Source organism: Streptomyces sp. BE20 (assembly GCF_036322525.1).
In the GTDB taxonomy this organism is placed as follows: Bacteria; Actinomycetota; Actinomycetes; order Streptomycetales; family Streptomycetaceae; genus Kitasatospora.
Genome location: NZ_JAQYWW010000620.1, coordinates 141,261 through 155,402 on the forward strand (window position 1 = coordinate 141,261; position 14,142 = coordinate 155,402).

Sequence of the window (14,142 nt, forward strand, 5' to 3'; positions counted from 1 at the left end):
CGGCCACACCCACGGAGGAATGAGCGTCATGCAGGACACGCAGGACACACAGGACACCAAGGCCCGGCTGCGCAAGGTGCTCGTCGACTCGCTGGAGCTGTCCCTCTCCCCCGCGGACATCCCGGACCGCGGACTCGTGGAGGCGCTGGGACTCGACTCCATCAACACCATCGAGTTCCTCATCTGGGTGGAGAGCGAGTTCGGCGTCGAGATCGCCGACGAGGACCTGTCGATCAAGCTCATCGACGACCTCGACCTGCTCGCCGAGTACGTCGACAACCGGCTCCGGGGCGACCGGACCGCCGCCGGCACCAGCGCCTGACCGGGAGCATCCGATGCGACAGCCCATCGACATCGACCTCAGCCCCGCACCCCCGCGGAAGAAGCCCGGCGAGTTCGCCATCGCCCTCGACCCGCGCATCACCGACCCCGGACGCTTCAAGGTCAGCTTCCTGATCCTGCTCGACGGCGACCTCGTGATGTCCCCCGAGCACCTCGGGGTCGCCTACATGACCAGCGTCCTGCGGAGCGTCGGCTTCACCGCCGAGATCCGCGAGGTCGACCACGACGAGGACGCGCACGCCGCCACCGTCGAGCACCTGCGCGCGTACCGGCCCGACCTCGTCTGCTTCACCCTCATGAGCCTCAACCTCACCAGCTGCGTCAGCCTCTGCCGGCAGCTCAAGGAGGCCCTGCCCGACACCCCGATCGCCTGCGGCGGCCCGGCCGGCACGTTCGCCGGGCTCGACGTGCTGCGCAACAACCCCTACACGGACCTCGTCGCCGTCGGCGAGGGCGAGCCCACCATCCTCGACCTGGTCCAGCGCCTGTACCTCGACGAGGCGCTCACCGACTGCCCCGGCATCTGCTACCGGGGCGCCGACGGCGCCCTGCGCCAGAACCCCGCCCGGCCGCTCATCCACGACCTGGAGGTGCTGCCCTTCCCGGCCCGCGACCAGCTCAGCCAGCACGGCGACAAGCTGGAGTACGTCCGGGTCAGCACCAGCCGCGGCTGCGTCGCCAACTGCGCCTTCTGCTCGGCCCCGCACCTGAAGAACCGCGTGCAGGCCGGCAAGGCCTGGCGCGGGCGCGGCCCGGAGCAGATCGTCGAGGAGGTGGCACAGATCGTCGAGCGCCACCAGTTCCGCACGTTCGACTTCGTCGACTCGACCTTCGAGGACCCGGACGGCGGGCGGGTCGGCAAGAAGCGGGCCGCCGCCATCGCCCAGGGCATGCTCGACCGGGGCCTCGACATCTACTACAACGTCTGCATGCGGGCCGAGAACTGGAGCGACACCCCCGAGGACCACGCCCTGCTCGACCTGCTCACCGCCTCCGGGCTGGAGAAGGTCAACGTCGGCATCGAGGCCGGGACCGCCGAGGAGCTGCTGCTCTGGGAGAAGCGGGCCACCGTCGAGGACAACGTCACCATCATCCGGATGCTGCGCGAACACGGCATCTACCTGGCGATGGGCTTCATCCCCTTCCACCCCTACGCCACCCTCGACACCCTGATCGCCAACGCCCGCTTCCTGCGCGACAACTCCGGCCACAACCTGCGCCGGATGACCGAGCGGCTGGAGATCTACCCGGGCACCGCGATCGTCCGCCGGATCGAGGGCGAGGGCCTGCTCTGGGACAGCTACCAGAAGAACCTCGACCCGTACGGCTACGACTTCGCCGACGAGCGGGTCGGCCTGCTGGCCAAGCACTTCGCCAGGCTCTACAACAACGACGACTACCATCAGCGCGGGGTCATCACCGACCAGTCCGCGGTCTTCGAGTTCGAGACCTACAACGTGGTGATGCAGACCTTCATCTCCCGGCTGCACCGGCGCTTCGGCGGACTGCCCGGCGTCGACGAGGTGATGGAGAACTTCAAGGCCACGGTGCACGAGATCCGCCAGGAGATGGGCCAGTTCAACTACGGCTTCTTCATGTCCAACCTGGAGGCCGTGATGAACGACTCCCTCGACCGGGACAAGCAGGAGGTCCAGGTCGTGGACGTCGAGGAGTACTTCCGCGACCGGCTCGACCGGCTCCGCTCCGAACAGCTGCGGGTCGGCAAGCGGCTCACCCGGCTGGGCGCCCGCGTCATGGAGATCAGTTCCACCCTGCCCAGCTTCGGGCCCGGCGGGCTGCCGCGCAGCTACAGCGGCGAGGGCAGCGGTGCCACCTGGTGAGCCCGCCGCGGCCGGCCGGATCGCGGTGTGCAGCCTCAGCAGCCGGGAGCTCCTCGAACCGCTCTCCGGGCTGCCGGACGTGGCCATCGTCGGGACGCTGATGACCGCCAACCTCGGGATCGAGCAGCTGGTGCGCACCATCGCGCACCGGCCCTCGATCCGGGGCCTGGTCGTCTGCGGACGGGACTCACCGCGCTTCCTGGCCGGGCAGAGCCTCGTCGCGCTCTTCCGCGAGGGGGTCGACGCCGAGCAGCGCCTGATCCGCGGGGCGGCGGGCTACCTGCCGGTGCTGCGCGGCGTCGCGCTGCGCGAGGTCGCGCAGGTGCGCGCCCAGATCGAGCTGGTGGACGCCCGGGGCGAGTGCGACCCGGCGGTGCTGCGCCGGGTGATCGCCGACCTGTCGGCGCGCACCGCCTCCGCGCCCGCCCCCGCCGTCCCGGACGCGGACGACGACACGGCGGGCCCCGGGGAGGGCGCCGACGGCGGCCCCGCGAGCACCCGGCCGGCCTTCCGGCGGCTGCGGCCCGGCGGCCGGCGGGTGGGCATCAGCCGGGCGCTGGACGGATTCGTGGTGATCGGCCTCGACCTGCTCGCCCGGCGGATCGTCCTGCGGCACTACGACAACGACCTGACCCCCCGGCACGAGATGACCGGCGTCCGCGCCGAGTCGATGCTGCTGGGGCTGCTGAGCGCCGGAGTGGTCGCCGAACCGGCCCACGCCGGCTACCTCGGCGGCGAGCTGGCCAAGGCCGAGACCGCCCTGCGGCTCGGCCTGCCCTACGTCCAGGACCTTCCGCTGCGTGCCCCGGGCCGGCCCGCGGGCGCGCGGCGACCGGGTCCCGACCGAGAGGACACCCCGACCATGGGTGAAGCTGCGTCGAGTCCGTACAGCCTCGCGGAGTTCCTCTCCGCCCTGGTGGCCGGACTCGGGGTGGAGGGGGTCGAGCTGGATCCGGAGGTCCCGCTGGGCATCCAGCTGCTGGTGGACTCCGCCCGCATGATCGAGCTGGCCATCCTGCTGGAGGAGGAGCTGGGGCTGGACCTGCCGGCCGACGTCGACCTGCGGCGCGCCAGTCCGCTGGAGCTGTACGGCGCCCTCACCGGCTGACCGCACCACACGCCACGCGCCACGTGCCACCGGAAGGGCCCGGCCGGATCCCTCCGGCCGGGCCTTCGCGCACCGCCGACGGGCGCGCACCGCGCCCCGGAGCGGCCCGGCCCGCCCTGCGGGGACCGGGCCGCCACCGGTCAGGCGGGCCAGATGTGCAGTTCCTCCTTGACCGTCCGGGCCGTCTCGGCGGCGGCGGCCGGGTCGGACCAGCCCGCCGGACCCAGCAGCCGGACGGTGAAGACCTCCGGCGCGAGACGGCGCCAGGCCGCCACCGCACCGTCCGCGGCCCCGCCGGTACCGGCAGCGACCCCGCCGGTACCGGCAGCGGCGGGGCCGCTGCCGTCACCGTCGCGGGCGAGCACCACCACCGGGCAGGGCAACGGACCGTCGGCCTCGGCACCGGCCTCCAGCGGCGGCGCCGCGGCGTCCGGCGACGGGCAGAGCAGCAGTCCGGCCGGTGGTCGGCCCGCGGCCCCGGCGGCCCGAACCGCCCGGACGGCGTCCGCCAGCACGGTCGCGCCGCCCGGCCCCGCACCCGCCACCGCGAGCAGTGCCCAGGGCAGCAGCGGCCACCGACCGGCGCCGACCGACCAGGGCTCCGCGCCGTCGAGCGGTCCGGCGAGCGGCTCCACCGCCAGCTCCGGCCCCATCGCGGCCGACAGCACCCCGCCGGCCGCACCCGCCGGGTCCGCCAGCACCAGCCGCAGCACCGGCCGCGCCGCCGGGGCCTGGAGGAACCGGCCCGGGTCGGGCGCGGCGCCGCCCGGTCCGGCGCTCACTCCAGACCGTCCGCGAGGCCGAGCGAGAAGTAGTTCTCGAAACCGAGCAACCGCCGCATGGCGGGAGTGCTGCGCTCGGCGACCTCCGGCCTGAGCCCGGAGAAGAAGTTCTGCTGCTGCCGGACGTAGCCCCGGCAGTAGTAGTTGAGGATGCCGTGCCGGGGCCGGTCGGTCGTGTTGGCCCCGGTCTGGTGCCAGAGCCGGCCGTCGAAGATCATCACGCTGCCGGCCGGCGCGCAGACCGGCACCGTCTCGACGTCGCCCTCGCCGCGCGCGTAGTCCGGCTGCCGGCCGAGCCGGTGGGTGCCGGGGACGAGACGGGTCGCGCCGTTGGACTCCGTGAAGTCGTCCAGCATCCACATGCTGTTGGCGACCAGGGCGTACGGCGGCCAGGGCGGTCGCGCGAAGGTCTGGTCCGCGTGCACGTTCATCGCGACCCCGCCGGGGCCGGCGATGTTGGCGTGCGTGCTGGACAGCAGGAAGTTGAAGCCCAGCACCTCCTCCATGAGTTCCAGCACCAGCGGGTCGCAGACGCTGCGCTCGAACTCCTCGCCCTTGTTGAGGAGGCTGAAGACACGCTGGTTGCCGCCGTCGTACAGAAAGGCGGTGCCGTCCTTGCGCTCCTCCTCCGCGACCTCCAGCAGGCGGTCCCGGAGTCGTTCGAACTCGGCGGACGGAAGCGGGGACTCCAGGAGGCAGTAGCCGAATTCCCGAAGATCCTCCACGGCCTCGGTCCTATTTCCCGTCAGGGTCGCGTTCATGGTCTCGATTTCACCTCGGAACACATCGGAACACTTTCGTACGGACGCGTCTGTGGTCTTTCAGGAGCCGTCTTTCAGGAGCGCTCTTTCAGGAAAGGACGGCGTCGGCCAGCCGGTCGACCTGGGAAAGGCGGGCCGCCGTGGGGTGGAAGACGATCTCGTCGAATCCGGCGGCGGCCAGTTCGGCGATCTGCTCGCGGATCCGGCCGGGCGAGCGCGGGGTCTTCTCGACGAAGGACTCCGCCTCGTCCCCGAGCACCCCGAAGTAGTCCCGGACGAATCCGGCCGCCTCCTCGGCGACGTCCGCGCCGAGCCAGTACCGGGACAGCGCCACCAGCCTCGGCCGCCCCTCCCGGCCCACCGCCGCCCATTCCTCCTCCACCTGCCGGACGGTCGGGGCGACGAGCTCCGGCTCCAGCCCGGGCGCCGTCCAGCCGTCCGCCCAACGGGCCGCCCGCCGGACGGCGTTCGCGCTCAGCCCGCCCACCAGGACGGGCGGCACCGGCCCGGGCAGGATCCCGGCGCCCTCCTTGCCGCGCAGCCGGGCGAGTTCGGCGAGCTGCCCGTCGAAGACCTGCGCGCGGCGGCCGAAGTCCCGGTCCGCCGCCTCGAAGTCGTCGGCCCGCACTCCCGGCCCGAGGCCGAGGACGAGCCGCCCCTCCGCGAGCGAGGCGACCGTCGCCGCCTCCTTGGCGAGCACCTCGGCCGTGGTCAGCGGGGCGACCAGGATGTTGGTGGACAGCCCGATCCGCGAGGTGACGGCCGCCGCCGCGGCGAGCACCGGCAGCGGCTCGTGCCCGGGGTAGCGGAGCCGGTGGGTCGCGGAGACGGTCGAGAAACCGCGCTCCTCGGCCCGGACGGCCCACTCCGTCTGGAGTCGGCCGGAGGCGCCGGGGATGGTGTTGGGGAACGCGATGCCGATCTTCATCGGGGCTCCACGGGAGGCCGGAGGGCGGGGCGCTCAGAGCCCCAGGAGGTGGTACGGGGTGGGTGCGGGCCCGGACGGGTCCGCCGGGCCGGTGCCGTCGGTGATGCTCTGCCGGCGGCGGTAGCCGTCGAGTTCGTTGGTCAGCCGCTCCCAGACGAGGTCACCGGTCACCTCGGGCCCGGACGGCAGGTCGAGGTCGACCAGCCGGTAGTCGTTGATCCAGACCTGTTCGGCGTGCAGCGACTCGGCGACCGCACGGGCCCGGTCCCGGTCGCCCGACCAGACCCCGGCGCTCAGCCCGTACCGCGACCCGTTGGCGACCCGCACCGCGTCGGCGTCGTCGGCCGCCCGGATCACCGAGAGCACGGGACCGAAGACCTCCTCCTGGGCCACGGTGGCGCCCGGTTCGACGCCGGTCAGCACGGTGGGCGGGAAGTACGCCTGCGGGTCCAGCCCCTCGGCCGGCTCGCCGGGGCCGGGCACCCTGCCCCCGCACAGCAGTCGGGCGCCCTCGGCGACCCCGAGTTCGGTGAACCGCAGGGCGGTGCGGACCTGGTTGCGCGAGACCAGCGGACCGAGGTCGGTCGCCACGTCCAGCGGATCGCCGAGCCGCAGGGCGAGTGCCTTCTCCCGGACCCGCTCGACGAACTCGTCGTGCACGGCCGCGTGCACCACGGCGCGCGAACCGGCCATGCAGACCTGGCCGTTGTGCAGGAAGGCGCCCCAGACGACCCCGTCGGCCGCCCGGTCGAGGTCGGCGTCCGCGAGCACCACGTTCGGCGACTTGCCGCCGAGGTCCAGCCGGACGGCCGCACCGGCCCCGCGCCGGACACTCTCGCCGACCGCGTCCGAGCCGGTGAAGGACAGCAGGTCGACGCCGGGCGCGCGGACCAGGCTCTCCCCGGTGGTGCCTCCGGGCCCGGTGACCACGTTGACCACCCCGGGCGGCAGCCCGCACTCGTGCAGCAGCCGGACCAGCCCGAGGGTGGTCAGCGAGGTGAAGGACGCCGGTTTGACGACGCAGGTGTTGCCCGCCGCGATCGCCGGGGCGATCCGCCAGGCGGCGAGCAGCAGCGGCAGGTTCCACGGCACGACGACCGCGACCACCCCGAGCGGGTGCCAGCGCAGGTGACGCGCGGCAGGGCCTCCCGGCACCGCCGGTCCGCGGTGCAGCCGTTCGGGCAGTCGCTCCGCCCACCAGGCGCTCCAGCGGAACGCCGCGACCGCGCCGGGCACGTCGGCGCCGAGCGCCTTGCGCAGGGTGGTGCCGTTGTCGCGGACCTCCAGTTCGGCGAACCGGGCGGTCTCGGCGGTGAGCCGGTCGGCGAACCGCCGCAGCACGGCGGCCCGTTCCTCCGGCGAGGTACGCGGCCAGGGCCCGTGGTCGAAGGCCCGGCGGGCCGCGGCCACGGCCTCGGTCACGTCCTCGGGTCCGCAGCGCGGCACGTCGGCCAGGTGCCGCCGGGTGGCCGGTTCGAACGACCGGAAGGTCGCCCCGTCCCGGGCCGGGGCGGGCCGGCCGTCGACGTACCGGGGGAAGTGCTCTCCCATCCGTCCTCCTCTCTGCGACTGGGGCGGGTCCGGCGGACCGCCCGGGTCCGCGGCGCCCGGCGGGCGGGCGGCGCGGTCAGGCCGCGGCGCCCAGCCGGACCGGCAGCGCCGCGACGCCGAGCGGCAGCAGGTCGGAGGTGTGCCGCACGTCCTCGGCGGCCACGGCGAGCGCGACCTGCGGATAGGTGGCGACCAACCGGCCCAGCCCGACAGTCAGTTGGACCACCGCGAGGTCCAGCGCAGGGCAGCGGTGCGGGCCCGCGCCGAAGGCGGCGACGGGCACCGGGGTGCGGTCGAGCTCCAGGGTGTCGGGCCGGTCGACGATCCGGGGGTCGCGGCAGGCCGCCGAGATCAGCGGCAGCACCGCGGCCCCGGCCGGGACACGGACTCCGGAGAGTTCGACGTCCCGGGTGGCCACCCGCAGCAGCCCGTCGTTGCTCGACGGGTAGTAGCGCAGCAGTTCGGCGACCGCGCCGGGGACCAGGTCGGGCTTGGCCGCCAGCCGCTCCCGGCGGTCGGGCTCGGCCAGCACCGCGTAGAGGTGCCGGGCCAGCAGGTCCCGGACGCCGATGAAGCCGGAGATCACCAGGCCGTGCAGCAGGGTGGTGCGGTCCCCGTCGGTGAGGTGCTGCCCGCCCGAGGCCGGTTCGTCCAGCCCGAGCAGGACGGTCGCGACGTCGTCGGCGGGCCGCGCGCGGCGTGCGGCGAGCAGACCGGCGAAGGCCCCCTGGAGGCGGTCACGGACGGCCGCGGTGCCGGGGCCGTCCGACCCGCCGGACAGCAGCAGGGTCTCGATGTCGCCGGTGATCACGGACCACCGGTCGCCGTCGAAGCCGAGCAGCTCGCAGATGATCCGGCCGGCGTACGGCGCCGTGTACGCGGCGACCAGGTCGACCGGCCCGGGCGCGCCGGCGAGACCGGCCAGTAACTCGTCGGCGACGGCCTCGATGCGCGGGCGCCAGCGGGCCACCCGCTCGGGGGCGAAACCGGCCACCACCGGCGCGCGCAGCCCGGTGTGCCGGGGTGCGTCGAGGTCGACGATGCCGGTGCCCTGGCCGCGGCCGAAGCCGCTGCCGGGCAGCACGGCGGCCCGGTACCGGCTGAACGCCGGGTCGGCCAGCACGGTCCGCACGTCGGCGTCCCGGGTGACCAGCCAGATCTCGGCGCCGTCGGCGAGCCGCACCCGGGAGACCGGGTCCTCGGCGAGCAGCCGCGCGTACCGGGGCGGCACGGTGCCGCCGGGCCCGGCCGGGTACGGGAAGGTGCCGGTGCCGGTGCCGAGTGTGTCGTCGGCGCTCACCGGGCCGCCTCCCGCGGGTAGCGCGGGGCCCGGAACACGGTCGGTGCGGTCGGCTCCCACGGGAAGTCCTGGGCGAGCACCTGGTTGTCCAGCTGGTGCTCCACCACGATGGTGCCGGCCCCGTAGTCCTCGGCGATCTGCTCGACGTCCTCGGCGGTGACCAGCCCGCTCGGATCGCCGAGACGCTCGGCCACGCCCCGGGCGGGGGCCAGCAGTTCGAGGGCGAAGCCGCGGGCCACGTGCTGGCGGTGGGTGTGCGCGGCGGCGATCAGGAACTCCGGTCCGTTCTCGAACAGGAAGTGGCAGAGGGCGCGGGCCTCCAGGAAGCGCCGCGGCCGCTCGGTGTAGGACCGGCTGGACACCAGGGCGGGGCCCCCGGCGCCGGTGCGCGTCCCGTAGGCGACCAGGCCGCGGTCGACGTAGGGGACCGGCTCGGTGTGGTGGGTGAGCAGGGTGTCCGTCTCGAACCGCTCGGTGGGTGCCACCCCGGCCCAGGCACGGACCCGGCGGGCCAGTTCGTAGCCCAGGTGCCAGGCGTTGTCGAGCCGGCCCGGCGCGTGGAAGGCCGTCCGGACATCCGCGCACAGCTCGCGCAGCTCGGTGACGGCCGGGTCGGCCTGGCCGCCCTGGCCGGCGACCTCCCGGGCCCGCCCGACCCACCGGAGCTGGTCCGCGATCCGGCCCGGGGCGACCCCGTTGAGGAAGTCGAAGGACAGCGGATCGGGCAGCTCCCGGACGACCCGGACGATCTCCGCCGCGTACGGTCCGGCCTCGGTGTAGGGATCCAGGCCGAGCCGCGCCGCGGCCCGGCAGAACGCCGCCTCGGCCTCGTCGGTGTCGGCGAGCGCGGCCCACTCGCGCTGCAGCGGGGTGCCGGTGATGCCCCAGTCGGCGAGCCGGGCGACGACGGCGTCGACGAAGCCGCGGAACGTCTCGGCGAGGGCCTCGGAGCCGACCACGAGGTTGCCGCGCGCCACGTGGCGCGGACCGGGCCGGGGCGTCGGACCTCCGTCGGGGATCCAGACGATCCGGGTCTGCCGGCCCTCGGGCACGAACAGCACGTCCGGCCAGTGGAAGCCGCCGCCGGCCGCACGCAGGATGTGCCGCCGCGAGCGGACCCACCAGGCGCCGCGCTGGTCGCCGACGCCGTTGCGGTAGCAGAAGCGCAGCTGGGAGATCTGGGTGCCGGGCCGGGCGTCCGCCAGCAGCGACCACCAGTTGAAGGCGATCCACTCGGCGAGCGGGTAGAGCGATCCGGTGGTGTAAGGGCGGACGGTGCCGGCGGCCCGGTCCTCGACGGTGGTCAGCGGCGTCTCCGAGCCGACCGTCATCTCCAGGTCGGCCCAGGTCGCGGTGAACTCGTCGGCGGGAACGGTCGACGGCTCGTGCCACTTCCAGGCGAGCGTGACGTCGGGGAGCGTGCTCATCCGAGGCCCTCCGGCCATTCGCTGGGGTGCAGGGGGTACCCGGTGTACTGACCGGTCAGCCGGCCGGTCAGCCGGAACTCGTGGACGTCGTCGCCGTCCCGGTGCCAGGTGTACGCGGGGAAGCCGTCGTGCCACGGCCCTCCGAGCAGGCCCTCGGCGAGGGCGGCGCGCAGCAGCTCGACCGGGGTGCGGTCGGCGGCGCCGGTCCAGTGGGGCACGTCCGGTGAGGGCGGGTCCCACGGGGTGAACGAGGCCTTCGGAGCGAGGGCGGCACGGTCCGTTCCCCCGGGTGGCCCGGACACCGTCCGGCGCCTCGGGCGCCCACGTTCAGGTACGCGTATGTCGGACATGAACAGTGGACCTCCGCTGCAGATCGGGGCGGAACGTGGGCGTCGGGCACGAGCCGGGCGGAGCCCGCACTCGGGGGTCGGGCGGAGCCTGGTCTCAGGGGACGGCCGGGCCGAGCGGGCGGCCGCGCCAACCCTCGGGGACCGGTCGCCCGTGCAGCCGGGCCAGGGTGGCCGGCACGTCGATCGGGGCGGCCACCGTGTCGTCGGTGTACCGGGACGCGAAACCGGGGCCGAGGCCGGCCCAGTAGGACTCCCGCCGGTGCCAGCCGCTCTGCCACGTCCGGTGGACGTGCGCGGCCCACTGCGGATCGCCCATCGGCAGGTACCGCCAGTCGGCGGGCTCCATGAGGAGGTCGGGCGCGCCGGCCGTCGCCGCGCCGGGGTAGACCTCCTCACGGGTGAGCACCTCGGCGAGGAACTCCCGTCCGGTGCGGGGGTTGACGGTCTCCAGGAGCGCGGTGCGCACCTCGGCGCGGACCCGCTCGTACTCGTGCTCCGCGATCCGGCCGGCCTTGTAGCGGTCCCGCACGTTGACGTTGATGCCGTGGGTGCCCTGGACGGCCTCGAACGCGGTGGTGTTCGCCCAGTCGATCCGGCCGTCCGGAGTCCTGGCGAGCAGACCGGCGCGTTCCAGGTCGTCGTTGACGGAGCAGTAGGTGCGCAGTGGGCCGAAGCCGATCTCGGAGAAGGCCAGCACGTCGACCCGGTCCCCGGCCGCCGCCAGGGCGTCCTGGACGACCTGGTCGCAGGTGCGGTACGCGGCGAACACCGCGCTCTCCTGCTCACGGTCGGGACCGTGCTCCAGTTCCTGCCAGTAGATGTGCGAAGTCCGGTCGATACTGGTGAGGTTGACGATCACCACGTCGTGCTCCGGCAGCAGCGCGAGGGCGGCCCTCCCCCGCTGGCGATCGGCCTCCAGCAGTCGGGGCAGCAGCTGCTCGCGCGGCTGGCCGGTCCAGAAGATGGAGACGTCGTGCACCGGCCGGATGCCCTCCTTGGCGAGCCGGCGCTGGAGGTCGCGCGGGTGGCAGGCGTGCAGGGTCGCCTGCATGGGGTAGCTGATCAGCGACCCGTCCATCGGCTCGATCGGGTGGGTCCCGAACAGCCCGATCGAGGCGAAGCGCAGGCCGGCGAAGCCCTCGTGCTGCCAGAGCAGCGGGTGCCGGCGGTCACCGGAGCCGAGCACCTGGGGCGAGTACTCCGGGTCGTGGCAGGTCCAGTAGGAGAAGTAGCCGTGGTCGGCGGCGCGTTGGCCGGTGAGCACGCTCACCAGGCCGGGCGGTTCGTAAGGCGTGCCCTCCGCCGCGAGCGGACCGCTCGCCCCTTCGGAGCGGAGCCGGGCGAATCCCGGCAGGAGACCCTGGGCACACCAGCGGTCGAGCAGGGCGGGGGCGGCGCCCTCGGTGATGATGACGATGGTGCGTTGCTGCTCAGTCACCCAGTACTCCCTCGTCCAGCTGTACAGGGGATCGGGTTGCCGGATGGGGGCACCGGCGGGGTTCGAGCTCGGGGCGTCACGGGCGTCGGGGCACCACGGACAGGCGGGCCACCCGAAGGAGACACGGACGGCGGCCGGCGGCCGACAGCCACCGCATCACGGTAACGGCTCCGCTGCTTGTCGTGTCCCGCTCGGATTGACGTTGGCCGAAAAGGCGCCCGCCGACGGGGCCGCCGGGTGGTAAGGCGGCGTCCGGAACGATCGACGCCGTTCCGCTTGGGGTTCGTGTCCGCGCCGCTCCCGCTCCGTACCCGAAGATCCCTTGTGTCCACTGGACGCACCGGGGACGTACGGGCGCGAAAGGCGATTTGAGCCAACTCGGGGCACCGACCGGCACCCGTTCTTGACAGTCTGTGACGCCGCCTGACTAGAGTGCCGATGTCGCCCCGATTCCCGGGTGCCTGTGCTCCGCCGACACCAGGACGGCTTCCGGCCGTCCTCCTCCGGCGCGCGTTCCTCCAGCCCTTCTGCGGTGTGCGTTCCCCCAAGCCCCCTCCGGTGTGCGCCTCTTCCTCCGCCCGCCCGGCCGCTCCGGCCCGCGGCGGGGAGCCCCGTACGCGTCGACCGGTGCCCTCGCGTTGGAAAGGACCTCCTATGACCGTGTTGGGCCTCGGTGGCTCCGGGCACGACTGGTCGTCGTGCGCGACCGACGGCAGCCGCCTCGTCGCCGTCGACGAGGAACGGCTGGTGCGCAGCAAGTACGGCCTGGGCACCGACCTGTTGGCGGGCGCCAGCCGGCAGGCCGTCCTGGCACAGCTCGGCACCGGCGCGGCGGAGGTGGAGCACGTCGTCGCCTGCGAGCTGGTGCCGCGCCCGTTCTACCACTCGTTCCGCAACCGCGTTCAGGTGATCAACCACCATCTGGCGCACGCCTACAGCGCGTTCGCGGCCTCCGGGCTGGACCGCGCCGCCGTGCTCGTCTGCGACAACTCCGGCAGCCTGGTGGCCGGCGACCGGACCGGGCCCGGCGGCCGCGAGGCGGAGACCGTCAGCTCGTACACCGCGGACCGGAACGGCATCCGCCTGCTCGACCGGGTCAGCGGCGCGCACGTCGTGGACGCCGCCTCCGAGAGCGCCTACTACCAGCCCGGCGAGACCGACAACTCGCTCGGCCACTTCTACCGCAGCGCCAGCATCGCGATCGGGCTCGCGTACACCGGGCCGAAGACCCGCTTCCCGGTCAGCGAGGACGGCAAGACCATGGGCCTCGCCCCGTACGGGGACGAGCGGTTCGTCGACGAGCTCGCCGAGCTGGTCGCCCTGCTGCCCGGCGGCGGGGTCAGCATCTCCGCGAGCAAGGTCTCGCACGTCCTCGAACGCCTCGCCCGGGACGCCGACTTCGACGTCCGCGCGGCGATCGCCCGGGCCGCCCAGGAGGTGCTGGAGCGCGCCCTGGTGCACTGCGCCGCCGCCCTGCACGCGCGCACCGGGCTGACCGACCTCTGCGTGGCCGGCGGGGTCGGCCTGAACAGCGTCGCCAACGGCCGGATCCTCCGGGAGACCGGCTTCGAGCGGATCTTCGTGGTGCCCGCCGCCGGCGACAACGGCATCAGCCTCGGCTGCGCCTACTACGGACTGCACCGGCTGGCGGGCGTACCGATGGACGAGCTGCCCGCACTCACCGACGCCTACCTCGGGCCCGAGTACCCGCAGGCGCGGGTGGACGCGGCCGTCGCCGCCTCCGGACTGCCGTCCCGGCGGCCCGACGACCTGCCCGGGGAGGTGGCCGCGCTGCTGGCCGACGGGCGGATCGTCGGCTGGTGGGACGGCCGCAGCGAGTTCGGGCCGCGGGCGCTCGGGCACCGCAGCATCCTCGCGGCGCCCTACCCGGCGTCGGTGCGGGACCACCTCAACGAGCAGGTCAAGTTCCGCGAGTGGTTCCGTCCGTACGCGCCGATCGTCCGCGCCGAGCGCAGCGACGAGTTCTTCGACCTCGGCCAGCCCTCGCCGTACATGCTGATCGTCACCCGGGTGACCAGGCCGGACGTCATCCCGGCCGCCGCGCACGTCGACGGCACGGCCCGGCACCAGACGCTGTTCGAGCACCAGAACCCCACCGTCTACGCGCTGTTGGGCGAGTTCGAGCGGCTGACCGGCTGCCCGGTGCTGCTCAACACCTCGTTCAACACGGCCGGGGAGCCCATCGTCGAGACCCCGGAGGAGGCGGTCGCCGCCTTCGTCTCGATGAACCTCGACCACCTCGTCGTCGGCGGCCACCTGGTCAGCAAGTCCTGAGCGGGGACGGCCGGCACGA

12 protein-coding genes are annotated in these 14,142 nt (G+C 74.0%); 4 read left to right on the forward strand and 8 right to left on the reverse strand.

What is annotated here, in order from left to right:
* The first annotated feature begins 28 nt into the window (after nt 1–28).
* The 3 genes from PUR61_RS12865 to PUR61_RS12875 are packed head-to-tail and all read left to right on the forward strand — an operon-like array spanning nt 29 to nt 3,291.
* The gene (locus PUR61_RS12865; protein ID WP_329878935.1) at nt 29–322 is read left to right on the forward strand and encodes an acyl carrier protein; all 294 of its coding nucleotides are present in this window, start codon (nt 29–31) and stop codon (nt 320–322) included.
* A gap of 13 nt (nt 323–335) precedes the next feature.
* A complete protein-coding gene (locus PUR61_RS12870; protein ID WP_329878936.1) occupies nt 336–2,183 on the forward strand; it encodes a B12-binding domain-containing radical SAM protein in 1,848 nt (615 codons plus the stop codon).
* Entirely contained in the window at nt 2,170–3,291 is a 1,122-nt protein-coding gene (locus PUR61_RS12875; RefSeq protein WP_329878937.1) for a DUF4346 domain-containing protein, read from the forward strand. Before PUR61_RS12870 ends, PUR61_RS12875 begins: the two co-directional genes overlap by 14 nt.
* Before the next feature lie 140 nt (nt 3,292–3,431).
* Here PUR61_RS12875 and PUR61_RS12880 read toward each other — a convergent pair whose 3' ends face one another.
* From PUR61_RS12880 to PUR61_RS12915, 8 genes are all read right to left on the reverse strand, one after another.
* Complete coding sequence (locus PUR61_RS12880) at nt 3,432–4,073, reverse strand: hypothetical protein (RefSeq protein ID WP_329878938.1); 642 nt, start codon at nt 4,071–4,073, stop codon at nt 3,432–3,434.
* Nucleotides 4,070–4,834, reverse strand: a complete 765-nt coding sequence (locus PUR61_RS12885) for a phytanoyl-CoA dioxygenase family protein (protein WP_329878939.1) — start codon at nt 4,832–4,834, stop codon at nt 4,070–4,072. The genes PUR61_RS12880 and PUR61_RS12885 overlap by 4 nt, the downstream gene beginning before the upstream one ends.
* A gap of 88 nt (nt 4,835–4,922) precedes the next feature.
* Nucleotides 4,923–5,762: an LLM class flavin-dependent oxidoreductase gene (locus PUR61_RS12890; RefSeq protein WP_329878940.1), complete on the reverse strand. Its 840-nt coding sequence runs from the start codon at nt 5,760–5,762 to the stop codon at nt 4,923–4,925.
* Nucleotides 5,763–5,795: 33 nt separating this feature from the next.
* Nucleotides 5,796–7,313: an aldehyde dehydrogenase family protein gene (locus PUR61_RS12895; RefSeq protein WP_329878941.1), complete on the reverse strand. Its 1,518-nt coding sequence runs from the start codon at nt 7,311–7,313 to the stop codon at nt 5,796–5,798.
* 76 nt (nt 7,314–7,389) lie between these two features.
* A complete protein-coding gene (locus PUR61_RS12900; RefSeq protein ID WP_329878942.1) occupies nt 7,390–8,613 on the reverse strand; it encodes a cytochrome P450 in 1,224 nt (407 codons plus the stop codon).
* Nucleotides 8,610–10,040, reverse strand: a complete 1,431-nt coding sequence (locus tag PUR61_RS12905; RefSeq protein ID WP_329878943.1) for a hypothetical protein — start codon at nt 10,038–10,040, stop codon at nt 8,610–8,612. Before PUR61_RS12905 ends, PUR61_RS12900 begins: the two co-directional genes overlap by 4 nt.
* On the reverse strand, nt 10,037–10,342 hold the full coding sequence (locus PUR61_RS12910) for a hypothetical protein (protein WP_329878944.1): 306 nt from the start codon (nt 10,340–10,342) through the stop codon (nt 10,037–10,039). The genes PUR61_RS12905 and PUR61_RS12910 overlap by 4 nt, the downstream gene beginning before the upstream one ends.
* 142 nt (nt 10,343–10,484) lie before the next feature.
* Entirely contained in the window at nt 10,485–11,828 is a 1,344-nt protein-coding gene (locus tag PUR61_RS12915) for an alkaline phosphatase family protein (protein WP_329878945.1), read from the reverse strand.
* A gap of 654 nt (nt 11,829–12,482) precedes the next feature.
* Between PUR61_RS12915 and PUR61_RS12920 the strand changes: the two genes are divergently transcribed.
* A complete protein-coding gene (locus PUR61_RS12920) occupies nt 12,483–14,123 on the forward strand; it encodes a carbamoyltransferase family protein (RefSeq protein ID WP_329878946.1) in 1,641 nt (546 codons plus the stop codon).
* Nucleotides 14,124–14,142: the final 19 nt, after the last annotated feature.

Coding starts and splice junctions, on each gene's coding strand:
- PUR61_RS12865 (WP_329878935.1), top strand. CDS start 29: ATGCAGGACACGCAGGACACACAGGACACCAAGGCCCGGCTGCGCAAG.
- PUR61_RS12870 (WP_329878936.1), top strand. CDS start 336: ATGCGACAGCCCATCGACATCGACCTCAGCCCCGCACCCCCGCGGAAG.
- PUR61_RS12885 (WP_329878939.1), bottom strand. CDS start 4,834: ATGAACGCGACCCTGACGGGAAATAGGACCGAGGCCGTGGAGGATCTT.
- PUR61_RS12890 (WP_329878940.1), bottom strand. CDS start 5,762: ATGAAGATCGGCATCGCGTTCCCCAACACCATCCCCGGCGCCTCCGGC.
- PUR61_RS12895 (WP_329878941.1), bottom strand. CDS start 7,313: ATGGGAGAGCACTTCCCCCGGTACGTCGACGGCCGGCCCGCCCCGGCC.
- PUR61_RS12905 (WP_329878943.1), bottom strand. CDS start 10,040: ATGAGCACGCTCCCCGACGTCACGCTCGCCTGGAAGTGGCACGAGCCG.
- PUR61_RS12920 (WP_329878946.1), top strand. CDS start 12,483: ATGACCGTGTTGGGCCTCGGTGGCTCCGGGCACGACTGGTCGTCGTGC.